We start from the raw sequence: 24,539 nt of genomic DNA on the forward strand, positions 1-24,539 counted from the left end.
TATCGCCCGGGGAGCGCCGTGGCTATGGAACGAAACGCATCAGAAAACTACACGCGCCCGATCAGACGTATTCTGGTCGGAGTGCTGGTCGTGCTCTTGCTTGCGCTGTTCATGATCTGGCGCATTGATAATCCACGAGTCGAACGCTTTCGCGCGCTTTTGGTTGATCGCATGATCCCGAGCTTTTCTTGGGCAATGGCCCCCGTCACGGCGGCGGCGAATATGCTCGACGATTTCCAGAGCTACACAAAAATATATCAGCAAAATCAGGATCTGCGCCGCGAGTTGCAGCAGATGAAAGCGTGGAAAGAGGCCGCGCTTCAACTTGAGCAACGCAATGCCCGTTTGCTTGACCTGAACAATGTGAGGCTAGATCCGAAGCTGACCCATGTAACAGGCGTGGTTATTGCCGATAGCGGCAGCCCGTTTCGCCAGTCCGTTCTGCTGAACGTCGGCGAGCGCGACGGCATTCAGGATGGCTGGGCGACAATGGACGGCATCGGCCTTGTTGGTCGCATATCTGGCGTGGGGCGCAATACGTCGCGTGTTATTCTCCTTACGGATAGCAACAGTTCTATTCCCGTGACAATTCAGCCCTCTGGGCAACGGGCGCTCATGAACGGTGACAACTCCGTCGCGCCCCTTCTTGAATTCGTAGAAAGTCCGGAATTGGTTCGACCCGGCGATCAGGTCGTTACATCGGGTGACGGCGGTGTATTTCCTGCGGGTCTCTTGGTGGGGCAGCTTGCCCTTGGTCCCAACAGACGTTTGCGCGTGAGACTTGCCGCCGACAACGAGCGTTTGGAGTTCCTACGCGTGTTGCGCAGCGGTGCCTCGCGGCTGGTTGGAGAGAGTGGAGAGCTTATCCTACCCGCAGGAATGGCCCTATTGCCGCCCCCACTCCCACAGGAGGAGGAGGCGAGCGATGAGTGAGCCGTCCCTATATCGCACAGGTTTCTATGCGCTTCTGTATATTCTGGCCTCTAGCATCTCGTTGTTTTTTCATCTCTTGCCGTTGACCTCGACGCCCGGATCGTGGGCGGCGCCAGATGTGATCCTTTGCCTGACTTATGTTTTGGTGCTGCGCCGCCCCAAGCTGGCGCCGATCGGATTGGTGGCAATTGTCTTTTTGGTCTTTGACCTCTTCCTGATGCGCCCGCCGGGATTGATGGCCGCTTATGTTGTGATCGGCGCTGAATTCCTGCGTAGCCGCACGCGCGTAAACAGCGAGCTTCCCTTTCTTGTGGAATGGGCTTTGGCCGCGGGCGTTATCTTCGCGGTATTGTTCGGATATCGGCTAACGCTGCTTCTGGTGGCGCTTGATGTTCCGCGCTTGGGATTGGACTTGCAGTACCTCATCGGCACTGTGGTCCTGTACCCAATGTTTGCACTCATCGTCGAGCGGTTCATTCCGTTTGGCAAAATCGGACGCTCTGGCGACAGCACGGGGCAAAAACCATGAAGCGCCCCCCCAAAGATACCGATGAAAGCGCACGCAAAGTTACGCGGCGCGGGTTGATCCTTGGCGTGAGTCAGTTGGGTTTTATGGGCCTTCTGGCGCTGCGGATGCGGCATTTGCAGGTTGACCAAGCAGATCAGTATCGCAACCTCGCCGAAGAGAACCGCATCAACACCCACCTCTTGGCGCCTGCTCGTGGCTTGATTTACGACCGCAACGGTAAACTGGTGGCGCAGAACCAGCAGAACTATCGCATTGTGGTCCGCCGCGAGGACAGCCGCGAGCTTGATGCCGTGATGGAGCGGCTCTCGAAGATCATGGAGATCACTCCAGAGGACATCGCGCGCGTCAAGAAAGAGCTTCGCAATGCGGGGCCTTCTGCCCCAGTTACCATTGCTGACCGCCTAAGCTGGGAAGATTTTGCCCAAGTCGCCGTAAATGCCCCCGCCCTTCCCGGCATCACGCCCGAGGTCGGGCTTTCGCGCTCTTATCCTTACGCTCATGATTTCGCGCATGTGGTTGGATATGTCGGCCCCGTAAGCGATTATGACCTCTCGCGGATTGATGACGGCGACCCGTTGCTACGCATCCCACGCTTTCAGATTGGCAAATTTGGACTCGAAGCCAAAGAAGAAAAGCTTCTGCGTGGCACTGCGGGCAACAAACGTGTCGAAGTGAACGCCACGGGCCGCATTATCCGCGAGATCGACCGCGAAGAAGGTCAGCCAGGCAAGGCTCTGCAATTGACGCTGGATGCTAATCTTCAGAGCTACTGCCTCAAGCGTTTGTACGGGCAAAGTGCGTCCGCGATTGTTGTGGATGTTTCCAACGGCGATGTGCTGGCCTGTGCTTCTGCGCCCTCATTTGACCCTAATAAATTCGTTCAGGGGATTTCTGTTTCGGATTACACGGTTCTGACGCAAGATCCCTATCGCCCTCTCGCCAGCAAAGCCGTCCAAGACCGCTATCCACCCGGCTCGACATTCAAAATGATTACGGCACTCGCGGGACTTGAGGCAGGCGTGATCTCTCCGCAGGAAACAGTGCGCTGCCGTGGGCACGTCGAGGTCGGCGGACGGCGGTTCCATTGCTGGAAACGCGCTGGCCATGGGAACGTGAACCTGCACAATTCGTTAAAAGCATCCTGCGACGTTTATTATTACGAACTTGCCGAGCGCGTAGGCATCGACCGTATCGCCGAGATGGCGCGGCGCTTTGGGTATGGAACCAAGTTCGATATTCCCATGTCAGCTGTCTCAGGGGGCCTTGCGCCGGACAAAGCATGGAAGCGCGAGCGCCATGGAGCGGAGTGGCTTATCGGCGACAGCTTGAACGTAGCGATTGGTCAGGGGTATGTCCTTGCAACTCCGATACAGGTTGCAATCATGTCTGCGCGGCTTGCGACGGGTAAATCCGTCTCTCCACGACTTGTTGCCTCGGTTGATGGTGTACCGTTGCCGCATCAGGGCGGCGAGGACCTCGGACTAAACGAGAACCACTTGCGGGCTGTCCGCAAGGCGATGTTCGGCGTATCAAACGAAGTTGGCGGCACAGGTTACGGCTCTCGTATTCTCGAAGAATCCATGCGTCTTGCGGGCAAATCCGGCACCTCCCAATCGGGCAACCGCGTCGTGAACAATGCCGATGTTGAATGGGATCAACGGGACCACGCATTGTTCACAGGCTTTGCGCCGTTCGATGCGCCGAAATACGCGATATCGGTTGTGGTGGAGCACGGCGGTGGCGGATCGTCGGCCGCTGCGCCGATCCTTCGAGATATTGCGCTTCAGGCACTCTATGGCGGCAAACCTCCTCTTGAGGCCTACCCCAGCCGCGACCGCGAACGCATCCAATCCCAGCAAGAAAAGCTGGACGCATTAGACCTGAGTGTCGCCCCAAGCGTGCAGGATCAGGTATGAGTTATCTAGAGTACAACGTTAAATCGACACCGCGCGGTATTCGCAAGATCCTCTATTTCAACTGGCCACTACTGCTCTTGCTGGCCACGGTGTGCTGCATCGGTTTCATGATGCTCTATTCGGTCGCAGGAGGCACGATGTCCACATGGGCCGAACCACAAATGAAGCGTTTCGGTCTGGGGATTGCGTTGATGTTTGGCATCGCGCTCACGCCGATATGGTTCTGGCGCAACATCGCCGCGGTAGCGTATTTGTTTTCGCTTGCGCTGTTGGTCGTGGTGGATGTCACGGGGGAGTTAAACAAGGGCTCTCAGCGCTGGATCAACCTTGGCTTTATGCGCTTACAGCCTTCTGAGCTCATGAAAATTTCGCTCGTGATGCTGCTTGCCGCTTACTATGACTGGCTCGACATCAAGAAAACCTCGCATCCGTTTTGGGTCTTGATACCGATCATCATCATCATGCTGCCCACGGCACTCGTACTGCGACAGCCCGATCTGGGTACTTCGATCCTTCTTGTTGCGGGCGGTGGCATTGTGATGTTTTTGGCTGGGGTTAGCTGGTGGTATTTCTCGGCTGTTGCACTCATGTTGGGGGGCGCGATTACAGCGGTTTTCCAATTGCGTGGCACACCGTGGCAATTCCTCAAGGATTACCAATATCGCCGCATCGATACATTTCTCGATCCGTCATTTGATCCATCTGGCGCTGGGTATCATATCACACAATCCAAGATTGCGCTTGGGTCTGGCGGACTAACTGGCCGTGGCTTCATGCAGGGCACGCAAAGCCGCCTGAACTTCCTTCCCGAGAAACACACCGACTTTATTTTCACCACTTTGGCCGAAGAGTTCGGCTTTGTCGGCGGGATTTCGTTGCTCGTGGTTTATATGCTCATCATCCTGTTCTGCATGGCGTCCGCGTTTCAGAACAAAGATCGTTTCGCCTCGCTGCTGACGCTCGGAATTTCGGCGACGTTCTTCTTGTTCTTTGCCGTTAATATGTCGATGGTTATGGGGCTGGCACCAGTTGTTGGCGTGCCGCTTCCGCTGGTTTCTTATGGCGGGTCAGCGATGCTCGTGTTGCTGGCAGCGTTCGGGCTTATTCAAAGTGCGCACATCCATCGGCCAAGATAAGGTTTCTCTATGATTAACGTACTATTCTCTGCAGCCCCTGCACGGTGGGATCAATATAACGCGGCCTTGCGCACGGCGTTCAAGAACGCATCGCTTGACGTAAATCTAAGCCGCGAGTTTGAAGACCCAAAGGATGTCGATTACCTCGTGATTGCGCCCAATGGTCCGATCACTGATTTCTCTCCTTTCACCAATGCCAAGGCCGCGCTGAACCTCTGGGCGGGTGTCGAAAGCCTCATGCCGAACCCAACGCTTACGATGCCGCTTGCGCGCATGGTGGACTCAGGGCTTTCTGAAGGGATGCGGGAATATGTATGCGGCCACGCGCTTCGCTATCACCTTGAGATGGACAACTTCATTTGCGCCAAGGGAACCGAATGGCGCTATCAAGTTCCGCCACTCGCGCGGCACCGCACTGTCGGTATTCTTGGGTTGGGTGAATTAGGAAGCGCCTGCGCCCAAGCGTTGACGGGTCTTGGTTTCAATACCCTCGGTTGGAGCCGCACCCCCAAAGAAATCGCTAATGTTAAGTGTTACTCGGGCACCGAAGGCTTAGCGGAGCTGCTCTCACAGACTGAAATACTCGTGCTCTTGCTGCCCCTAACGGCGCAAACCGAGAATGTGATAAATGCCGAGACTTTGGCGATGCTTCCGAAAGGCGCGCGCATCATTAACCCTGGTAGAGGAGCACTGATCGATGATGATGCGCTTCTAGCTGCGCTTAATACGGGGCATATTGCCCATGCCACGTTGGATGTTTTCCGCGTTGAGCCATTGCCAAGTGATCATCCCTATTGGCATTGCGATAACGTGACGATCACCCCGCATAACGCGTCAGAAACACGCGCGGATACTTCAAGCGAGATCATTGCCGATAATATCAGGCGCAGCGAAGCAGGAGAGCCGCTGCGGTTCTTGGTTGATCGTTCCGCAGGATATTAACGCAGGATCGGCGGCTTGCTCGGATCACTTCCGGGGGCTGCGATCTCTACGGTCTTGGGTTCTTGGGGTTGCGGAAGGTCAAAGCGCATTCCTACCCGCAAGAGCGGCGCTACCAATGCGTCCCCCGTGCGCAGGAACACAACATCCAGCTCGCCCGCCTCTATCCCCGAAAACGTCAACGCCTCGCTCACGGAATTCGCAAGCGCCTCTTCGGCACCAAGCAGCGCATCCAGAAACGCCAGAATATGTCCGCGCCGTCCTGATTTATATCGCACTGCCGCCAAATGCGCCGATTGCGCAAGACCAACCGCCGATGGCAGTTTGCGATCCAACGCACCAAGCAAGACATCTGGTATCCCCTTCGGAGGGGAAAGCTCGCCGGGGACATCCTCTACCTGATCAGGGTGATGGTTCAATGTATCGAGCAACCAGCCAAGCGCTTCTGCATCGAGCAAGTTCTCGCGCCCTTCAACGCCAAGGTTCACTCCAAGGCCGATCCCCTGCTCCAACAGCATATGCGCAATAACGCGCCCCGAAAGCGCAACAAACGGCGCTGGCTGTCCGGTAAAATCTACAAGACGCTCTTCTCGATCAAAGGCAACGACAAATCGTCCCTCTTCGGTTTCGAAAAGCTCGGGCGAGATCTTGTCGTCCCCTGCCTCTTTCTCGAGCAGCAGAAACAGCTCACTATCCGCCAACCGCTCATAGTACGGAAGCCGCGCAGCTTCGTTCTCGGGGGCGGCCTGCATCGCCGCGAATGCCAGATCAATTGGGGTTTCAGTCATCAAGTAGCACCTCTTGAACTTGTTTTCGCAGGGCGGGCAAAAGCTCAGCTTCAAACCACGGATTTTTCCTGATCCAGCCTGTATTGCGCCACGACGGATGAGGCAAGGGAAAGACGCGCGGCGCGTGGTCCACCCATTCCTTCACTGTTGTCGGCACAGTGGCCTTCGCCCCCTGTTGCAGATGATATTTATGGGCGTATCCGCCCACCAGAATAGTGAGTTTCGGCGCAAGTGTTTCCATCACTTTATCATGCCACGTCGCACGACAAATCCTAGGCGGCGGAAGGTCACTTCCGCTGGCATCATAGCCGGGAAAACAGAACGCCATCGGAACGATAGCAATGAGCTTGCGATCATAGAACTTGTCACGTGTAATCCCCATCCAATCGCGAAGCCTGTCACCAGAAGCGTCGTCAAACGGACGGCCACTTTCATGAACACGCATTCCCGGAGCCTGCCCCGCGATGAGAATTGAGGCAGCGGCATCATACCAAACGATCGGACGCGGGCGGTGTGATGTTTTTGTTCTCGCAAATCGGTCGGCGCAAAGAGTGCATTGCGCGATGTCGTTCATCAGTAAAGTGGAGGGCTCGGACATTCCGCGATCCTTTCCCAGAGGCAGCAAGAATTCAAGCGGGTTGACACATTTCTATATTTCGATAATTATAGAAATATGAAAACGAATCCTACTCCTACTCTCGATATTCTTACCGCTGCCTCAACCTTTGCGGCGCTTGGAAGTGAGCAACGCCTCGAAGTTTTGCGCAGCCTCGTTCGCGCGGGACCAAACGGCGTAAGCATCGGTACGCTCGGTGAGCGAAGCGGCGTTACCGGATCGACATTAACGCATCACCTCAAAATCCTGACGCAAGCAGGGCTAGTGACACAGAAAAAGCAAGGGCGCAGCATAATTTGCGCCGCTGCGGCCTATTCGGAGATGAAGAAACTGGCGGATTACCTTCTGCGCGAATGTTGCGCGGACTGTCCGGACACAACGCACGAGCATGATCATGACTGAAACAACCCACACCCACAAACACAGCGCCGATACACCCGTTTGGAAACGACTGGATATGGCGTGGGTTGCGATCATCGTTATTCCGTTGCTTGTGGTAATGTTCGATGCGCCACAGTTCCTTCCGACACTAACATTCGCGGGCAAAGCGATCTTGCATACCGGTGTTTTCATCGCCTTCGCCGTTCTCTTGGTTGGATACCTCAAGGCAACTGGCGCGGAAGCATTGCTTGCGAAAGCTTTTGAGGGGCGCGAAACAAAAATGATTTTCATGGCGGCCGCCCTCGGCGGGCTATCGCCGTTTTGCTCTTGCGAAGTTATCCCATTCATCGCGGCACTGCTCGCACTTGGGGCGCCGCTCTCTGCGGTAATGGCGTTTTGGCTCGCGTCTCCACTTATGGACCCCGCAATGTTCTTTGTGACCGCGGGCACGCTTGGGTTCGAGTTTGCGATTGCCAAAGGGCTGGCCGCAATCGGACTGGGCATTTTGGGCGGGTTCACCGTGAAACTCTTTGCACAAAGCGTCGTTTTCCAGAATCCATTGCGCAAGGCCGCCAAACCCTCGGGTTGTGGATGTGGCCCCTCGCCGTTTGATGGGAAGCCCGTGTGGAAGTTCTGGGCCGAGGCATCCCGCCGCACAACATTCCGCGAAACTGTCGTCGACAACGCTTTGTTCCTTGGGAAGTGGCTCTTGCTGGCGTATATGATTGAGGCGCTGATGCTTACTTATATTCCGGCGGAATCGATTGCCGCACACCTTGGTGGCGAAGGCCTCAAGCCGATCGCGCTGGGGGCATTGATCGGCGCACCGGCATATCTCAACGGGTTCGCGGCGGTTCCAATGATTGACGCGCTCCTCCTTCAAGGGATGAGTAACGGCGCGGCCATGTCCTTTGCGATTGCAGGCGGTGTGAGCTGTATTCCTGCCGCGCTCGCGGTCTGGGCGCTGGTGAAGCCGCGCGTGTTTTCCGCCTATATCAGTATCGCTATGGTCGGTGCATTCGGTGCGGGTATCGTCTGGAATATCATAGCTTAGGTAATAATGAGCCGTAATATACCGCGCCGTGCTTCCGATATTGAGCGCGGCGCAAATCGTTCGGCCAAGTTGTTTCTGGTGAAAATAGCGAAAATTGCGCATACCCCATTGAATGAACAAGGCTACATCCGACATAATAAGGTGTCATGTGCCTGTTTAATTGCCTGAACTTAGGGCGCTATGCGCGGGCGGAAATGAGGCGGGCATGCTCGAGTTTGTGAACGTAAGCAAATCCTTCTGGACAGGTATCCAGCGCAAGGTAATCCTTGATCGCGCCTCGTTTCGTGTGGAACTGGGCAATTCGATGGGCATTCTTGCGCCCAACGGAACGGGAAAAACAACACTCATAAATATGATGGCGGGCCTCGAAAAACCTGACGAGGGAGAGATCAATCGCACCTGTCGGATCTCGTTTCCTCTCGGGTTTATGGGAGGGGTTTCACCCCGACATTCCGCAAAAGAGAACTCGCGCTATATTGCGCGGCTCTATGGCTTGGACCCAGACTATATCGAGGCTTTCTGTCGCTGGCTATGTGGGTTGGAGGAGTATTTCGACCGTCCCGTCGGCACCTACAGCCAAGGGATGAGTTCGCGATTTAGCTTTGCCCTCATGCTTGCGCTCGATTTTGATATGTATCTGATCGACGAGGGTATGCCCTCAACCACGGATGTTGAATTTAACCGCAAAGCAGGTTCCTTGTTGCGCGAACGGCTCCGCAGGGCCACAGTGGTAATCGTCTCGCATCAAGCGAGCACCCTTGAGAAATTCTGCAAATCCGCTGCGGTTCTAAAGAACGGGCAGTTGCATATGTTTGACACGTTGGAAGAGGCAAAGAGGCTCTATGACTACGAATCCCAGAGCTAAGCGCTATAACATCCGACGCGGCAAACGCCCGACACCCACTGCGCCCGTCGCAGAGGAGCAGCGTGCGCCAGAAAATAATGCCCAAAAATCCCCCGAAGAACAGATTGAGCAAATCCGAAACGAGGGGCTGACCGGTCGGCAACTCAGAATGGCGCGTCGCGTTGCGCAAAAGCATGGCCTTGCGCCCAAGTCTGATTTTGACGCCGTGCGGCTGCTTCGCTCAAAGGGGATCGATCCATTCCAGCGAGCCAATATGCTCGAGTTGATTGCGTCCGAAAAATCCGACGACGACGGGCTTATGCTGCCCCAGACCACTCCCGTCACAGGCGAGAACCTTCCGACGACACAGTTTGCGCCCCCCGACATGGGCATTGGCGAAGTGGCGCGCATCCAGAAAGACATCGTGCGTCGACGTCGTCGCAAACTGGCGCTTCTGTTTGTGCGACTTGCGTTCTTTGTATTTTTTCCAACATTTCTGGCGGGGTATTACTTTTATAATATCGCGACGCCCATGTATTCGACCACTTCGGTCCTGAAGGTCGAGCAAGCACAAGGGCCCGAGGGTGCAAGCAGCCTTCTGTCGGGCACGCAGTTCAACAGCACCGATTCAATCGTCGTCCAGACGTATTTGCTGAACCGCGATGCGATGATCCGCCTTGATCAAGACATGGGATATCGCGCGCATTTTAGCGACCCCGACATCGACGCCATTCAGCGCCTCGATCCCGACGCGAATTACGAAGAAACCTATAAGCTCTATAAAAAGAACGTAAAAATTGGTTTTGACCCAACCGAAGGCGTGATCCAGATGGAGGTCATCGCGGTCGACCCAGAGCATGCTGAATCCTTTGCGCGCGCCCTGATTTCCTATGGCGAAGAGACAGTAGACAATCTTTCGCAGCGGGTACGGGACGACCAAATGAGCGGTGCGCGCGAAAGTTATGAAGAGGCCGAACTGGCGATGTCCGCAGCCCAACAACGCGTGATTGAACTCAAAGAACTTTATGATGTGATTAGCACCGAAGTAGAGGTGAGCTTGCTGACCACACGCATTTCAGCGCTTGAGTTGCGCGTGACCGAGGACATGCTCGCGCTCCAAGAAACACTCGCAAACGAACGGCCTAACCAGACAAAGGTCGAAACCCTGCGGCGCGGCATCGCAAACCGTCAGGAAATCATCGAAGAACTGCGCGGGCAACTCACCGAGGGCAATAGCGATGGCCTGTCTTTGGCACGCATTCAGGGGGAATTACAGGTCGCAGAGAGCGAGCTTGCGACGCGCGTTCTCATGCTCCAGACCTCCCTACAACAGATGGAGGCGGCCCGGATCGAGGCCAGTCGCCAGACCCGTTATTTGGTAACGGTGGCCGCCCCCAATGCCCCCGATGCCCCCAGCTATCCGCGCGCTTTTGAAAACACAGTGCTCGCTTTCTTGATTTTTGCTGGTATCTACCTCATGGCATCCCTGACCGCATCAATCCTGAGAGAACAAATAACATCCTAGCGGAGCTGCGCGCGCGGCATCGACGCCAAGAAAACCAAGGACCCATCACACATGAAGAAACCAGCGACGACCGTCACCCCAAACACTTGGGAATTCCTTCGCGACCCGATGATTACCCCCACCGGATTTCGCGAATACGACGCGCGCTGGAAGTTCCCCGAAGAGATCAACCTCGTGGGTGTCACGGCACTTGGGCTTGGGCTTGGGACGCAAATGCGCCGCCGCGGTATTCCCCCCGTGATCGCGGTTGCGAATGACTATCGCGACTATTCGCTCTCGATCAAAAACGCTTTGATTGTGGGGCTAATGCAAGCCGGTATCACCGTCAAAGATATCGGCCCCGCGGTTTCCCCGATGGCGTACTTCGCACAGTTCCACCTTGATGTGCCTGCGGTCGCGATGGTCACTGCGAGCCACAATCCCAACGGCTGGACAGGCGTGAAAATGGGATTTGAGCGCCCCCTCACCCACGGGCCAGACGAAATGTCGGAACTCCGCGACATTGTGCTTAACGGCGAGGGAGAACCGGCCGCTGGCGGGGCGTATGAATTCGTTGATGGAGTGCGCGAAGCATATATCGACGATCTGGTCGGTGATTTCAAAATGTCCCGCAAACTCAAAGTTGTTTGTGCAACAGGCAATGGCACCGCCGCCGCATTCGCGCCCGAAGTATTCGAGCGTATCGGCGTCGAAGTTGTGCCTAGCCATACGCGCCTCGACTATACCTTCCCCCACTACAATCCAAACCCCGAAGCGCTTGAAATGCTGCACGATATGGCAGATAGCGTGCGCGCCTCAGGAGCCGATTTTGCGCTGGGATTTGATGGCGATGGGGACCGGTGCGGAGTTGTTGATGACGAGGGCGAAGAGATTTTCGCAGATAAAGTTGGCGTCATAATGGCGCGCGATTTGTCCAAGCTTCACCCCAACTCAACCTTCGTGGCGGACGTGAAATCAACTGGGCTTTTTGCCTCTGATCCCGAGTTGATCAAGAATGGCGCCAAAGCGGATTATTGGAAAACCGGCCACAGCCATATGAAGCGCCGCGTGAAGGAAATCGGCGCGTTAGCAGGTTTTGAAAAATCAGGTCACTATTTCCTCGCCGAACCCGTCGGGCGTGGGTATGACTGTGGATTGCGCGTAGCTGTCGAGATTTGCAAGCTCATGGACCGCAACCCGGATATGAAGATGTCCGACTTGCGCAAGGCCCTCCCTCAAACTTGGGCAACTCCGACCATGTCGCCCTACTGTGCTGATACGGAAAAATATCAGGTGCTTGAACGCATCGTCGCAAAATTGACGGAGATTGAGAAATCTGGCGGTACGATTGCAGGACGCAAGATCGCTCAGGTCGTTACCGTGAACGGCGCGCGCGTCATCCTCGATAACGGGGCGTGGGGATTAGTGCGCGCCAGTTCAAATACGCCCAACCTCGTCGTGGTGTGCGAGAGCCCCGAAAGCGATTCCGAGATGCGCGCAATTTTCGCCGATATCGACTCGGTAATTCGAACGGAACCATCCGTCGGAGACTACGATCAAACGATCTAATACTACGCGCACATCGAAAACCCTCGCGTCTTGATTTGTCGCGAGGGTTTTCACCCATGCCGTCAAGCAATTGTTATTCATTGATTAAATCTCACACCCAGGCGTTTCTATATAAAGATGCTCACTACTGCGGCCATGATCCAGCACCTCAAACCGTCTAAAAATTTTTCACAAAAATTTGCTAAATCAGGGCTTGAAGACTCCGCAATCCCAGCGTAAAACGCGCTCAGAGTTGGGATGTGGCCTAGTGGTAGGGCAACGCTTTTTGGTAGCGCAGATCGTAGGTTCGAATCCTACCATCCCAGCCAATTCATTTTTGATCATCTGACAAAGCAGGCGGAGTTCCCACTGGGACCCAAAATGCCCCTGTTTATGCCCCAAGTATTGGGCGGCCCCTTGAGCACCCCCTCCAGGCTTAATCTCTCAGGAAAACGTCCCTAGGATAGGATGTAATTGTGGGGGAGATATCTAGTAATGAATAGGTATAAGTAATGGATAAAATAAGGGGAATAGGTAGGAAAAATCTCCTACTAAGAGGTGACCTTATTAGCCCCCCAAGTAGGTAGCCCCTTGTTATAGTTCCCTAATAATAGTGTAATTATTCCTCCTCCTTCCAACCAACACCCAAAGGACCTAACGACGATGAACGAAATAGAGGACCCGTGGCACTCTCGCCCCATCGATGTGCACCGCTGGTCCGATCATCCTGAAGTGGTCCAGTTCGTGAACCGGGTGTGGGACGAGTACCTGCCACAGGATATTGTGGGGAAGCCGGGGCCGAAACCTAAGATGGCGTACAGGAAACAACTCAGGGTGCTGATACTGGACCTGTATGTGGATTGGCTAGAGGATCCGACGTTGTGCATCGGAGTGTCCATGTCGGTAAACGCATGGAAAACCAACTCGCGCTATAACGCTCTGCACCTGTCATAGAAGCTGGTGCCCATCATTCAGGCCCTACACGACTCAGGCTTGATCGCCATGTCAAAGGGTAGCTATGCCGCTCCTGGGGCAAGGGGGAACAGAACCACAAGAATACGTGCCTCGGAAGTCATGCAAAGCTGGTTTGCCAAAGTTACATTTGACCGCGAGGATATCGGGCGGGCAGAGGGCGAAGAAGTCATCATCCTGAAAGATGACAAGAACAAGCAGATTGAATACGAGGACACCCCTGAGACCAATCAGATGCGAGAAGAATTGTTAGCTTACAACGAACTGATTGCCTCATCTTTTATCGATATTCCTTCCCTTGCTAATCCAACTATTCAGCCTGAGGAAGAGCTCGACACCTATGTCGTCAGGGTCGATGGCGGGCCTCCCCGAACAAGGCGTATTTTTAGCCGAAGCGATTGGCAGATGAATGGTCGGTTCTATGGCGGGTGGTGGCAAAGAATTAACAGCGACTGGCGTTCACAGATATTCATCAATGATGAACCAACAGTGGAAGTAGACTTTCAGGGTCTTCATATCAACTTGCTTTACGCAGAATTGGGGGAGGAAATAGAGGGCGACGCTCATGACCTTTCTCCAATAAAATTTCCTGCGTTTCCTGATGCCTTGGTCCGAAAAATAGTTAAGCGTTTGGCGCTTACTTCGTTGAATGCAAAGGATAAATCATCCGCATATAAGGCGTTTCGGAACGGTTTCAGTAGTACTCATTGGGCCAAGCAAGCCAGTGATATTGAGATAGACAAATTCCTTGATGCTTTCAAAGCTCGAAACCCTAAGATCTCAAATAGCCTGTTCAGAGATAAGGGTATTCAGCTCATGCGAATTGATAGCGACATTACTGCCTATATCCACCGCCATTTCACCGAGCAAGGCATTCCTGTGCTGTCGGTCCATGACAGCTACATCGTGGATTATAGGCTGGTGAAAGAGCTTAGAGAGGCCATGGCAAAGGCGTCAGAGGCTGTTGTGGGTAGAGCTTTGCCTACTTCAATTAAATTACGTGATTTACCTGAGAACTCGAAAATCACGGATGGAATGCTAGCAGCACACATTCGGAACCGAGAGGTTGTTCGGTGCCAGAGGTATGTGAATATACTAGACAAGCATAGAGCTAGATACGTTGACGAGTAATGAACCTTATCCGAATGTTTGTTTGGTCAATTTCGATAATGTCGCTGTTCAACATCTCTCTCGACCGTAACGGCCCTGAGACAACATTGGTGATGTACGACAGCCATCGTTGTGGGGCTGCAGCCCTTTCCTAGCAATAGTGCTCGACATAGACTTATTACCGCTCATGAAGGCCGAGGCTGTGACAGGCCCTCAATCAAGCTAGCGTTGACTGGTCCTTTTCGATTTGGTGCATCACATTGGTATCTGGATTCCTGAGCCCGTTTGAGCGGCACCTGAAAGCCATCATACCCGTTTTACCGCAATTCTTATTCCAAGATGCCTATCCACCTTCAGCACCACTACCTTTTTTTTGTCACCTGGGCAAAAATACTCTATCATCATGATACCAGCACAAAATCTGTCCATTTCTGCCTACCAAACTTGTGCTGACTACGTTCCAAAATTCATAATTATTGGAGGTATTTCAAATGAAAAAGACTATTAGCTCTTTAGCTGCGGCGATTACGGCCACGACAATGTTGACGCCTTCACCAGTGGCCGCACAAGACGACATGCAACAAAAAGTTGTTGATGCCTATGTGTTCACTTATCCGTTGGTGATGATGTACAGGACCATGTACCTGCAGGCGATTGACGCGGATTCAGGCGTCGGGTTCGGCAATTGGCTTCATCTTGGCATGTCCTCGCCCGCGGACACAGATATCGTAACGCCCAACAACGACACACCCTATTCTTATTCTTGGGTAGATCTTCGTACGGAACCCTGGGTACTCACCATGCCCCAGATTGAAGAGGACCGTTTCTACACTAGCCAATGGGATGACCTTTGGGGATTCGTGCTCGACAATCCTGGATCGGTCAATGACGGCAATGAAGGTGTTTCCGTCCTCCTCGCCCCTCCGGATTGGGAAGGAGACCTGCCAGACGGAATCGCCCGCGCTATGCAGGGCGAGACACAGTTTCTCGGGACACTGACCCGAACGCAAGTGATCGGTGGCGCTGATGACATGGAGAATGTCGAAGGTATTCAGGCGTCGTACAAACTAGAGCCGTTGAGCACGTTTCTGGGTACTGAAGCGCCGGAAGCGGAGCCCGATGTAGAGTGGATGCCATGGGGCGAAGGCGATGAACTTACCAACAAGTACTGGGAATACGTTGCCCACCTGTTGCCATTTGTCGAGCCAAACGAACAGGACTCAGCCGCTTACGAAAACCTGGCTGATTTAGGAATTGTACGGGGTGAGGCATTTGATTCCGCCAGCCTAGATGCAGAAATGGCGGAAGGGCTTCAATCCGGTATCGATGCCGCACGCAATCAATTGCAGGAATGGGGTGATAACATCACCGATGCAGCATCCTTCTTCAATACGCGCGAGGTCGTTGGCGATGACTATCAAGCTCGGGCCACGGGTGTATACGCTGGCATTTTCGGCAACAGTTCCGACATTTCCGTTTATCTGACGGTTCAGGCAGATGCGAACGGAGAACTGCTTGACGGCAGCAAGACAGCATACACGATCACGTTTAATGACGGTGAGTTGCCACCAGTGAAGTATTTCTGGTCGACGACAATGTATCAGTTGCCATCACGGCTGCTCGTGGACAATCCGATTGACCGCTATTCAATTGGTAGTGCAAGCGAGGGACTTCAGACCGCAGATGACGGCTCATTAACGCTATACATAGGCCCAGAATCTCCGGGTGCAGACAAGGAATCCAACTGGCTTCCCGCACCAAGCGGCCCGTTCTGGCTCGTTGTACGGAACTATGGTCCTGATCAAAGCATCATCGACGGGACCTACCAAGTTCCACCTGCAACGCCTGTCGACTGAAACCTCGCATCTGCTGCGTCCGACCTGCCGAGATGTGGGTCGGACAAACCATGAATCACATTGCAAACAAGCTAATCATTCGCAACTGAACTGCCCAAAAACAAAGAACGGATTTGTGATCGGAAATCCCTTAGTTACTTGAACGCTATTGGGCGATCAGGATCTGGGTCGAATCCTTTGATATCTGTCGGAGGTGGTGTTACTCAACCTCTCCATTGCCACGCGAGACAAGGCGCAGGCCCTAGGAAACGGCAAATTCTTTGTTGGTCGACACTATGTAAATTTCACTGTGACCGCGCGAGAGCGCTAGGGCAGACCTGTTCGTTAGCATTTCACCACCGGTTCACGAACTGGACCACTTCAGGATGATCGGACCAGCGGTGCACATCGATGGGGCGAGAGTGCCACGGGTCCTCTATTTCGTTCATCGTCGTTAGGTCCTTTGGGTGTTGGTTGGAAGGAGGAGGAATAATTACACTATTATTAGGGAACTATAACAAGGGGCTACCTACTTGGGGGGCTAATAAGGTCACCTCTTAGTAGGAGATTTTTCCTACCTATTCCCCCTATTTTATCCATTACTTATACCTATTCATTACTAGATATCTCCCCCACAATTACATCCTATCCTAGGGACGTTTTCCTGAGAGATTAAGCCTGGAGGGGGTGCTCAAGGGGCCGCCCAATACTTGGGGCATAAACAGGGGCATTTTGGGTCCCAGTGGGAACTCCGCCTGCTTAGTCAGATGATCAAAAATGAATTGGCTGGGATGGTAGGAACCCTAGCGTACCGATCGTTTTCTTCGACTTACCAGACAAAAGCCACTAACTGGGGCATTTGATCAGCCCCACCTAAGTAGTCCAGTTTGAATGTTAGTGCATGATCGGCCTTAGTTCCATCGGGACGATGGTTTCCGGAGCCGGCGGGCGGTAGCCCAGAGCACTGTGTGGTCGTTTGGTATTGTAGTGTTTCCTCCAGCTTTCGATGATAATCTGTGCTTCGCGTAGAGTGTAAAAGCTCTCCCCGTTCAGCAACTCGTCGCGGAACCGGGCATTGAAACTTTCGCAATACCCATTCTCCCACGGCGAGCCAGGCTCAATGTAAGCCGTTTTGGCTCCAACCGCCTCAATCCAGTCTCGAACAGCCCGAGCTATGAACTCCGGGCCGTTGTCCGACCTGATGTAGGCCGGAACGCCGCGCAAGATGAACAGATCCGTGAGTGCGTCGATGACTTCTGTCGAGTTCAACTTCCGCTTCACCCGGATCGCCAGGCATTCCCGGCTGTATTCGTCCAAGATGTTCAGGGTCCGGAACGCTTTCCCGTCATCAGTTCGATGATGAACGAAGTCATACGACCAGACGTGGTTGCGATACTCTGGCCGCAGCCGGACACATGAGCCATCATTTAGCCAGAGCCGCCCCTTCTTGGGTTGTTTCATGGGTACTTTGAGCCCCTCACGCCGCCACAACCGTTCAACCCGCTTGTCGTTCACCTGCCAGCCCGCATCCCTGAGCAGAGCCGCAATCCGGCGATACCCGTACCGGCCATACTGACGTGCCAGTTCGATCATATCAGCAACCAGCCGTTCTTCGTCACTTCGGTCAACAGGCAACCGCCTCTGGGTGGATCGGTTCTGCCCCAAAACACGACAGATCCGCCGCTCAGACACCCGCACCTCATTGCGAATGTGATCGATGCAGGCGCGGCGGCGCGAGGGGCTCAGAAGTTTCCCCGTGCGGCTTCCGACAGGATCAACTTGTCCAGGGTCAGATCAGATACGGCTCGCCGCAGTCGATCATTCTCCTTCTGAAGCCGCTTTAGTTCCCTCAGTTGGTCGGTTCCCATTCCGCCATATTGTTTGCGCCAACGATAAAACGTCTGTTCAGTTATCTGCACTTGCCGGATTGCATCAACACGCGGCATGCCTTGACCGCAAAGCACCTCAACCTGCCGCAACTTCGTGACAATCTCTTCTGGCTTGTGTCGCTTAATTCCCATTTTCAATCCTCCGATTCCTAACTATAGGGGCGGACCACTTCAAAGGGGGAGGACCAGCAGCACGATCTGAAAGTGGCATCACCTACAGCATCTACTCAGCTGGCATAAGCGACGAGCAGAAGCGAAGTATAATTGATCAGATTAGGCTACCGATCTGAGCGCCACCTCCAATACCCACAAACTTTACCCCGTCCGATCATCCTTGTAGGTGGTTGGGCGGGGGTACTCTTACCAAATATTTTTTTCACCACCACTGGCGCATGACCATACTGCTCAGGTGTTACCTCCCAAGAGCCCTTATTCGCCTTTCTTCCCGCCGACTGAACGGTCCCACCAACGGTGCCCAGAGGCCACAAAAGGCCCCAAGGAATGCCCCGGTTAGTGGCTTTGGTCTGGTAAGTCGAAGAAAAGGATCGGTACGCTGGGGTTCCTACCATCCCAGCCAATTTTCTTAGAAATCATCGAGAAAACAATGGCTTAGCCGGACCTGAGACTCGTCATGTGTCACAGCGTACCGAATCTGTGACACAGGGTGTAACACATTGCGTTGCACACTATGCTAAAAAGCGGCACGTTTCGCCTAATCGCCACCACCGAAAAAAGCCCAAGCATCGTGCCGGCCCTTACCTCCTGCGTAGGGGGCATTTTTTTATTTCCTCAAGAGTCTATCGGGCGCGCTATCAATCAATAAGAGAATTAATTTTCTCTGCTTTTCTTTGCTAACCCACCTCCCCTTCGAAGCCTTGCTGTGTGCCCCAGAGCGGCGAAGGCGTTGTTGATTGAAGCAATGCGCGGCGAACGGAAATGACTCCTCAACTAACGGTGCTCTGTAACTCGCTTTTTCCAGCAATATTTAGCTAGAGTTCTTTGCTGCATTTTCCTTTGGGCTCAGGTCGGCCTGAAACATGAATCCGACAGTATTCTTACAATCAAGTCACTTAAGGAAAGTTAGAACCAGACTTGGAAGTGGCCGCGCGGGTGATTAACTCTCAAGAAACGGAGACCGCCATGCAACGCTATTCACTACTTGATCTTTCGTCTGTACCGGAAGGTGCGACCACTGCCGATGCCCTGAATAATACGGTTGCCTTGGCCCAAGCCGCAGAGCGCGCGGGGTATCACCGTTATTGGCTGGCAGAACATCACAACATGGCAGGTATAGCCAGTGCGGCAACGGCAGTTGTCATTGGCCGTGTCGCCGCAGCAACCGAGAAAATGCGTATCGGTGCTGGCGGGATAATGTTGCCAAATCACGCGCCATTAATTGTTGCAGAACAGTTTGGAACCCTCGCAACTCTCTATGGAGACCGCATTGACTTGGGATTGGGACGTGCGCCAGGAACGGATCATGCCACGGCGCGTGCGCTGCGACGTCACATGGCCCCCGAAGACGGCTTCCCGCAGGATGTTCAGGAACTGATGGCCTATTTAGGTGACATGCCCGAGAACGCGCCCGTTCGCGCAATTCCTGGCGCTGGGACACATGTTCCTGTCTGGATTCTTGGGTCAAGCCTCTATGGTGCGCAATTGGCCGCACATTTGGGCCTGCCCTATGCATTCGCGTCGCATTTCGCGCCAGCCATGCTCGAACAGGCGCTCGCGGTCTATCGAAGTTCATTCCAACCGTCTGAAGCCCTATCTGAGCCATACGCTATGATCACGGTCGGTGTTTGTGCGGCCGAGACTGATGCAAAGGCTCAGTTCTTACGCTCGTCCCAAGTGCTGGCCTTTGCACGGCTGATCTCTGGCACGCCCGGCAAGCTTCCTTTGCCAACTAAGGATCTCAATGCTCAAGTGCCGAGTGCGATATTGGCACAAGTCAATCAGGCTCTGTCATGCGCCGCCGTTGGCTCCCCAGACACAGTCAAGTCACAGCTTGCTGAAATCATCGAGAAGTACCAGCCAGATGAACTGCTGGTAACCGGCATGATCCACGACCACCAAACACGAGTTCAATCCTTCGACATTGTCGCCCTCATTTTGTCTCAGATGCAGACAGAAGATAATTTAGAAAATAGGCAATAGATGCCAGATAATCAGCACAACCAAGTCAATCTCAATGCGCGACCAACGGAAGTTGGAGCGCCTGCATTCCTTTGGGCTCTTGTCGGCCTTATGGCATTGATAGAGCTGCCCCTTACGCTGTCAGATGCAGGCTGGATCGGGTCTAATGAGTGGCGCATGAATGTCTTCTTGTTAGGCGCATTTTGGCCGCCGCTGGTATCTGACGGCATCATCCCGCTCTATACGGGCCAGAAGGTTCTGATGTTTTTAACGCACGCATTTCTGCATGGGAACTTTGCGCATTTTGCTATGAACAGCGTGGTTCTGCTCGCATTGGGCAAAGGTATTTCGTCAGTATATGGCGCAAGCAAAACCATAATCCTGTTAGCCCTTTCTGCCATTGTTGGCGCTGCCACCTTCTGGCTACTAACATCCAGCAGCGGCCCTATGATTGGTGCATCAGGTGCCGTATTCGGCCTTCTGGGATTATGGCAAGCAAGGGATTACCGACAAAGACGTGCCCTCGGCCAATCCTTGCAACCGGTAATGAGTGGTATCGCGGGATTGATCGCAATCAACTTGGTGCTTTATTTTGCGCTAAATGGAGGCATTGCTTGGGAGGCCCACTTAGGCGGCTGGCTCGTTGGCTGGATATCCGCTTGGACACTCGCAAGTCGATCAGCGAAGTAGCTGTATAGTAGGCATGAGAGAGCGCAGATGATGCCGATCGGTATGCTCACGACTTATGTTAGGCGGTTAACTAGTTAGGCCGACCAATTCCATCACAACGCACGTCAGAATTGGGGGCAACTCCCCAAATAGTTTTCAATGATCAGGCGCAGGCTTTGTATGTGGTTTGGCTGGATAGCCCCATGTGGGCGGGGATAATTGAATAACAATGTCCGACCCAGCTATACGAATTCTCCTACTCAGTTTCTATTTGGCTGAGCTATCCAACCATCCCTCTACGAATGTCACTTTCGGTCGTCGAAATCCCATGCGCACTGCCGCGCTGGCGAGCCGCCAGATCACGCCAAACGTTACCGGTTTTCCATTTGGGACGTCATCGGGAAGTATTGACGGATCTGGCATGTTATTGCAGAAAATGCGGTATTCAAGCGCCGGCAGATCGCCTTTTGACCAGTTTATTGCATAGAAGCTAAGCCAGTGCCCCGGCTTGAAATCCAAAAACATCGGGGTATTACAACAAGTTGCCACAACTCGTCTGGTTGGCGTTTTGGGCGTAAGCTTGTGTGCCTTCAGGTTCTCGGCCCCCTTATCACAGGCCACTCTGTCGGTGCGATGAATGATCATGTGGGTTGCGCCCTTGTCGTCCTTCGTTCCAACGCCATCGGGCAGCGAAGCGAAGATATCAGATGCGGTGCGGCAACTGTCGCACATACACTCGCTGCTCATGATATTGGGGCCCGTCAAGGTCAGGCAGACGGCGCCACAACGGCAGCTTACAGTTTGTGTCCGTTTCATAATCTAACCCCTATTGACGATTGCTGAGCGTGATCTTTCCATATTGCGGTGTCAATGAACAAACTTGATCTTAGCCCGCGCTTTATATTTACCAACATTAATCAGGCTAAGTTTGATTATCCTAATCAACGATAGTGTAAGAAAGCATAACCGACGACGACATTCTAACCTTGTTTTTACGAGATGCAGGCTGGGCAACCGCCCATCTGGATAAACCACTAACCGAAGGGTTAGCGCCTTAGGGTCTAAAGGAATACGTTACCCAGCTGTCGCGTTGGTGCTTGGGGATGATGCAGATTGCGCGCAGTTACGTAGGCCCATTTGCCTATAACAACTTGCGTATTCAAGAACTCTGGAGCGCTTTGGATGCGGCTCTTTATTGGCTCAGCGCGTTTCCCATTACACACGCGGCATCTGAGTGTCTCCTCCGCCAATGCCTCCGCTCTATGACATTATCAGAACGCACTTTGCGGGTCGGTTCCCCTAATTTCTCGAGTACTCAGCGCGAGTGGCAGCCCTGACGGGCGGGAAGTTTTCTTCGGCCCGTTACAAAAGCGTCACCCCATCGTCACGAAGCAAAGCAAGGTTGTGCACGAAATTGTTCACCTTGGGGAATCCATAATGCCATTTAAATTACTCTGCATGACATCAGTCATAGCAATCACGGCAACCGCTTCTGCGGCTGAAATGAACTTTAACCGGATCAGCAGCTTTGCAACTTTTGCTAACAACCAAGACGCGACCGCGGAATCCTCCGCCGAGATCATCGGTGCGTCTGGTGATGGCATGACACTTGTTTATTCCGATAGTCCTCTCGGCGTTATAGGGTTGATCGATATCACCGACCCAACAGCACCGGCGGCAAAGGGCAATATCGACGTCGGCGGCGAGCCAACTGCTGTGTCGGTTCTTGGCAATATCGCCATGACGGGTGTGAACACATCAGAAAGCTACACGGTCCCATCGGGCAAGTTGAAAGCCTTTGACATCACAACCAAGGAAGAGGTTGCCTCCTGCGATCTGGGCGGGCAGCCTGACAGCACCGCGATTGCACCGGATGGCAGCTTTGTCGTCGTCGCTATTGAGAACGAACGCGACGAAGATTTGGGCGAAGGGGGCCTTGGTCAAATGCCAGGTGGCTATGTTGTGACGCTCGGTATCGAGAACGGCGTTCCGGTATGTGACAGTATGGTGCAGATTGAAGTTAACGGCTTGGCCGAAATCGGCGCCGACGATCCGGAACCCGAGTTTGTGGATGTAAACGGCGCAGGTGAAATCGTTGTAACGATGCAGGAAAACAATCACGTTGTGATTTTGGACCGTACAGGCGCAGTACTGAACCACTTTTCGGCAGGTTCGGTTGATCTCACTGATATTGATGCCACTGACGAACGTGGCGCGCTGTTGTTTAACCAAACGCAGGAAGGCCGCCTTCGCGAGCCTGACGGTGTTCAGTGGATCGACAATGATCACTTCGCTATCGCCAATGAGGGCGATATGGACGGCGGCGCACGCGGTTGGACCATTTTCAACAAAGATGGAACAGAAGTATTTGAGTCAGGCAGCAGCTTTGAACACGCCATCATTCAGCACGGCCATTACCCTGACAAACGCTCGGACGCTAAGGGCGCAGAGCCCGAAGGCATGGAATTCGCCAATTTCAATGGAACTCCTTACGCCTTCATTCTGGCCGAGCGCGCCTCTGTTGTGGGCGTATATGACGTCACGGACCCAAGCGCGCCAGTCCTTGCGCAAATGCTCCCCTCGGGTATCGCTCCGGAAGGTGCCATAGCAATTCCGTCACGCGGGCTGTTTGTTACGGCAAACGAAGCGGATCTGATTGAGGGTGGCGGAGTGCGCAGCCACGTAATGATCTATGAATACCAGGAAGCACCGGCGTCCTACCCACAGCTTACCTCTTCTGGTGCGGATGAATTGATCGGTTGGGGCGCGATTTCGGGCATGGTCGCGGGCGAAGCTGGCATCGTTTATGCCGTAAACGATAGCTTCTACGGCTTCCAGCCAACGATCTTTACGATTGATACGACTGTAACGCCCGCGCAAATCACGAATGCTTTGCCGGTCACGCGGGGTGGTGCAGCAGCGCAGAAACTTGATCTCGAAGGCATCACGCTCGACGGCGCAGGTGGTTTTTGGCTCGCCTCTGAAGGTCGAACAGACCGAATGATCCCACACGGTATTTACCACGTGAACGGTGATGGCGAGATAACTCAAGAGATCAGCCTGCCTGCGGAGCTTCTCGCGGTCGAGCAGCGCTTCGGGTTTGAGGGCATCACCCTGATCGACGGCACGCTCTGGATGGCTGTTCAACGAGAATGGGCGGACGACCCCGCAGATCATGTAAAACTGGTCTCTTACAATATCGAAACGGCTGAATGGGGCGCAGTTTTGTACCCGAAGGCCACGGCAAATACAGGCTGGGTCGGGTTGTCAGAAATTGTGGGCCACAATGGCGATATTTATGTGGTCGAGCGTGACAACCAAATCGGCGATAATGCAGCGATTAAAATGGTCTACCGAGTTTCTGGCGAACAAATGGTGCCCGCAGCACTTGGTGGAGAGCTACCGATTGTGAGCAAAGAAGTGGTTTACGATCTAATCCCTGATCTTAAGTCTGCGAACGGATATGTTGTGGACAAAGTAGAAGGTCTGGCGATTTTCCCTGATGGTACCGCATGGGTCAGCACCGATAATGATGGTGTCGATGACAGCTCAGGCGAGACTTTCTTTTGGTCTATTGGCAATCTTTAAGCCAATCTGGCCTTATCATTGTAGTGCGCGGTAAAGACTGCGCACTATTTGCGTTTTGAGGCAGTACAGTCGCCTATGCGCCCGTTGCGATCACGCTTAGCTTATCAGGATAGAGGTCACACGCTCACGACAGGGTCGAATGAACCTCAAGG

19 protein-coding genes and 1 tRNA gene are annotated in these 24,539 nt (G+C 53.6%); 16 read left to right on the forward strand and 4 right to left on the reverse strand.

What is annotated here, in order from left to right; all coding sequences use genetic code 11:
- The first annotated feature begins 18 nt into the window (after positions 1-18).
- The 5 genes from mreC to ACFE33_RS12210 are packed head-to-tail and all read left to right on the forward strand — an operon-like array spanning position 19 to position 5,456.
- Positions 19-933 carry a rod shape-determining protein MreC gene (mreC, locus tag ACFE33_RS12190; RefSeq protein WP_380053817.1) on the forward strand — a complete coding sequence of 305 codons (915 nt, stop codon included), beginning with the start codon at positions 19-21 and terminating at the stop codon, positions 931-933.
- Positions 926-1,462 carry a rod shape-determining protein MreD gene (locus ACFE33_RS12195; protein WP_380053820.1) on the forward strand — a complete coding sequence of 179 codons (537 nt, stop codon included), beginning with the start codon at positions 926-928 and terminating at the stop codon, positions 1,460-1,462. Before mreC ends, ACFE33_RS12195 begins: the two co-directional genes overlap by 8 nt.
- Complete coding sequence (gene mrdA / locus ACFE33_RS12200; RefSeq protein WP_380053823.1) at positions 1,459-3,378, forward strand: penicillin-binding protein 2; 1,920 nt, start codon at positions 1,459-1,461, stop codon at positions 3,376-3,378. Before ACFE33_RS12195 ends, mrdA begins: the two co-directional genes overlap by 4 nt.
- Positions 3,375-4,514: a rod shape-determining protein RodA gene (rodA, locus tag ACFE33_RS12205; protein ID WP_380053825.1), complete on the forward strand. Its 1,140-nt coding sequence runs from the start codon at positions 3,375-3,377 to the stop codon at positions 4,512-4,514. The genes mrdA and rodA overlap by 4 nt, the downstream gene beginning before the upstream one ends.
- 9 nt (positions 4,515-4,523) lie before the next feature.
- A complete protein-coding gene (locus ACFE33_RS12210; RefSeq protein ID WP_380053828.1) occupies positions 4,524-5,456 on the forward strand; it encodes a 2-hydroxyacid dehydrogenase in 933 nt (310 codons plus the stop codon).
- Here ACFE33_RS12210 and ACFE33_RS12215 read toward each other — a convergent pair.
- Positions 5,453-6,241, reverse strand: a complete 789-nt coding sequence (locus ACFE33_RS12215) for an SseB family protein (protein WP_380053831.1) — start codon at positions 6,239-6,241, stop codon at positions 5,453-5,455. The two genes, ACFE33_RS12210 and ACFE33_RS12215, sit on opposite strands and share 4 nt — an antisense overlap.
- The gene (locus ACFE33_RS12220; RefSeq protein WP_380053834.1) at positions 6,234-6,839 is read right to left on the reverse strand and encodes a uracil-DNA glycosylase family protein; all 606 of its coding nucleotides are present in this window, start codon (positions 6,837-6,839) and stop codon (positions 6,234-6,236) included. Before ACFE33_RS12220 ends, ACFE33_RS12215 begins: the two co-directional genes overlap by 8 nt.
- A gap of 75 nt (positions 6,840-6,914) precedes the next feature.
- On the opposite strand from ACFE33_RS12220, the gene ACFE33_RS12225 reads away from it, so the two are divergent.
- The 8 genes from ACFE33_RS12225 (at position 6,915) to ACFE33_RS12260 (ending at position 16,126) form a co-directional block, all read left to right on the forward strand.
- Positions 6,915-7,259 (forward strand): ArsR/SmtB family transcription factor, encoded by a 345-nt coding sequence (locus tag ACFE33_RS12225; protein WP_380053837.1) that lies wholly within the window; start codon positions 6,915-6,917, stop codon positions 7,257-7,259.
- Positions 7,252-8,292, forward strand: a complete 1,041-nt coding sequence (locus tag ACFE33_RS12230; RefSeq protein WP_380053840.1) for a permease — start codon at positions 7,252-7,254, stop codon at positions 8,290-8,292. Before ACFE33_RS12225 ends, ACFE33_RS12230 begins: the two co-directional genes overlap by 8 nt.
- A gap of 205 nt (positions 8,293-8,497) precedes the next feature.
- Positions 8,498-9,157: an ABC transporter ATP-binding protein gene (locus ACFE33_RS12235; protein WP_380053842.1), complete on the forward strand. Its 660-nt coding sequence runs from the start codon at positions 8,498-8,500 to the stop codon at positions 9,155-9,157.
- The gene (locus ACFE33_RS12240) at positions 9,135-10,661 is read left to right on the forward strand and encodes a capsule biosynthesis protein (RefSeq protein WP_380053845.1); all 1,527 of its coding nucleotides are present in this window, start codon (positions 9,135-9,137) and stop codon (positions 10,659-10,661) included. The genes ACFE33_RS12235 and ACFE33_RS12240 overlap by 23 nt, the downstream gene beginning before the upstream one ends.
- A gap of 51 nt (positions 10,662-10,712) precedes the next feature.
- On the forward strand, positions 10,713-12,209 hold the full coding sequence (locus ACFE33_RS12245; protein ID WP_380053848.1) for a phosphomannomutase/phosphoglucomutase: 1,497 nt from the start codon (positions 10,713-10,715) through the stop codon (positions 12,207-12,209).
- 233 nt (positions 12,210-12,442) lie between these two features.
- A tRNA-Gln gene (locus ACFE33_RS12250) sits at positions 12,443-12,517 on the forward strand.
- Positions 12,518-13,190: 673 nt separating this feature from the next.
- The gene (locus ACFE33_RS12255) at positions 13,191-14,291 is read left to right on the forward strand and encodes a hypothetical protein (protein WP_380053850.1); all 1,101 of its coding nucleotides are present in this window, start codon (positions 13,191-13,193) and stop codon (positions 14,289-14,291) included.
- A 470-nt stretch (positions 14,292-14,761) separates the two neighbouring features.
- Positions 14,762-16,126, forward strand: coding sequence for a DUF1254 domain-containing protein (locus ACFE33_RS12260; protein ID WP_380053853.1), 1,365 nt, complete (start codon positions 14,762-14,764; stop codon positions 16,124-16,126).
- An 873-nt stretch (positions 16,127-16,999) separates the two neighbouring features.
- Here the strand turns inward: ACFE33_RS12260 and ACFE33_RS12265 are convergent.
- Positions 17,000-18,126, reverse strand: a protein-coding gene (locus ACFE33_RS12265; RefSeq protein WP_380052470.1) for an IS3 family transposase whose coding sequence is annotated in 2 segments (ribosomal slippage) — positions 17,000-17,862 and positions 17,862-18,126 — 1,128 coding nt in all. Because the reading frame shifts where the segments join, the coding sequence is not laid out codon by codon here.
- Between the two features lie 1,008 nt (positions 18,127-19,134).
- On the opposite strand from ACFE33_RS12265, the gene ACFE33_RS12270 reads away from it, so the two are divergent.
- Positions 19,135-20,151: an LLM class flavin-dependent oxidoreductase gene (locus tag ACFE33_RS12270; protein WP_380053856.1), complete on the forward strand. Its 1,017-nt coding sequence runs from the start codon at positions 19,135-19,137 to the stop codon at positions 20,149-20,151.
- Positions 20,152-20,820 (forward strand): rhomboid family intramembrane serine protease, encoded by a 669-nt coding sequence (locus tag ACFE33_RS12275; RefSeq protein WP_380053859.1) that lies wholly within the window; start codon positions 20,152-20,154, stop codon positions 20,818-20,820.
- Positions 20,821-21,066: 246 nt separating this feature from the next.
- On the opposite strand, the gene ACFE33_RS12280 is transcribed toward ACFE33_RS12275, so the two are convergent.
- Complete coding sequence (locus tag ACFE33_RS12280; RefSeq protein ID WP_380053861.1) at positions 21,067-21,615, reverse strand: GFA family protein; 549 nt, start codon at positions 21,613-21,615, stop codon at positions 21,067-21,069.
- A 621-nt stretch (positions 21,616-22,236) separates the two neighbouring features.
- Between ACFE33_RS12280 and ACFE33_RS12285 the strand changes: the two genes are divergently transcribed.
- A complete protein-coding gene (locus ACFE33_RS12285) occupies positions 22,237-24,387 on the forward strand; it encodes an esterase-like activity of phytase family protein (RefSeq protein WP_380053864.1) in 2,151 nt (716 codons plus the stop codon).
- Positions 24,388-24,539 lie beyond the last annotated feature (152 nt).

The sequence above is a fragment of the Falsihalocynthiibacter sp. SS001 genome (assembly GCF_042445055.1).
GTDB lineage: Bacteria > Pseudomonadota > Alphaproteobacteria > Rhodobacterales > Rhodobacteraceae > Falsihalocynthiibacter.

Coding starts and splice junctions, on each gene's coding strand:
- ACFE33_RS12235 (WP_380053842.1), top strand. CDS start 8,498: ATGCTCGAGTTTGTGAACGTAAGCAAATCCTTCTGGACAGGTATCCAG.
- ACFE33_RS12285 (WP_380053864.1), top strand. CDS start 22,237: ATGCCATTTAAATTACTCTGCATGACATCAGTCATAGCAATCACGGCA.
- ACFE33_RS12240 (WP_380053845.1), top strand. CDS start 9,135: ATGACTACGAATCCCAGAGCTAAGCGCTATAACATCCGACGCGGCAAA.
- ACFE33_RS12270 (WP_380053856.1), top strand. CDS start 19,135: ATGCAACGCTATTCACTACTTGATCTTTCGTCTGTACCGGAAGGTGCG.
- ACFE33_RS12215 (WP_380053831.1), bottom strand. CDS start 6,241: ATGACTGAAACCCCAATTGATCTGGCATTCGCGGCGATGCAGGCCGCC.
- ACFE33_RS12225 (WP_380053837.1), top strand. CDS start 6,915: ATGAAAACGAATCCTACTCCTACTCTCGATATTCTTACCGCTGCCTCA.
- ACFE33_RS12195 (WP_380053820.1), top strand. CDS start 926: ATGAGTGAGCCGTCCCTATATCGCACAGGTTTCTATGCGCTTCTGTAT.
- ACFE33_RS12210 (WP_380053828.1), top strand. CDS start 4,524: ATGATTAACGTACTATTCTCTGCAGCCCCTGCACGGTGGGATCAATAT.
- mrdA (WP_380053823.1), top strand. CDS start 1,459: ATGAAGCGCCCCCCCAAAGATACCGATGAAAGCGCACGCAAAGTTACG.
- ACFE33_RS12245 (WP_380053848.1), top strand. CDS start 10,713: ATGAAGAAACCAGCGACGACCGTCACCCCAAACACTTGGGAATTCCTT.
- ACFE33_RS12230 (WP_380053840.1), top strand. CDS start 7,252: ATGACTGAAACAACCCACACCCACAAACACAGCGCCGATACACCCGTT.
- ACFE33_RS12280 (WP_380053861.1), bottom strand. CDS start 21,615: ATGAAACGGACACAAACTGTAAGCTGCCGTTGTGGCGCCGTCTGCCTG.
- ACFE33_RS12260 (WP_380053853.1), top strand. CDS start 14,762: ATGAAAAAGACTATTAGCTCTTTAGCTGCGGCGATTACGGCCACGACA.
- ACFE33_RS12275 (WP_380053859.1), top strand. CDS start 20,152: ATGCCAGATAATCAGCACAACCAAGTCAATCTCAATGCGCGACCAACG.
- rodA (WP_380053825.1), top strand. CDS start 3,375: ATGAGTTATCTAGAGTACAACGTTAAATCGACACCGCGCGGTATTCGC.
- ACFE33_RS12255 (WP_380053850.1), top strand. CDS start 13,191: ATGTCAAAGGGTAGCTATGCCGCTCCTGGGGCAAGGGGGAACAGAACC.
- ACFE33_RS12220 (WP_380053834.1), bottom strand. CDS start 6,839: ATGTCCGAGCCCTCCACTTTACTGATGAACGACATCGCGCAATGCACT.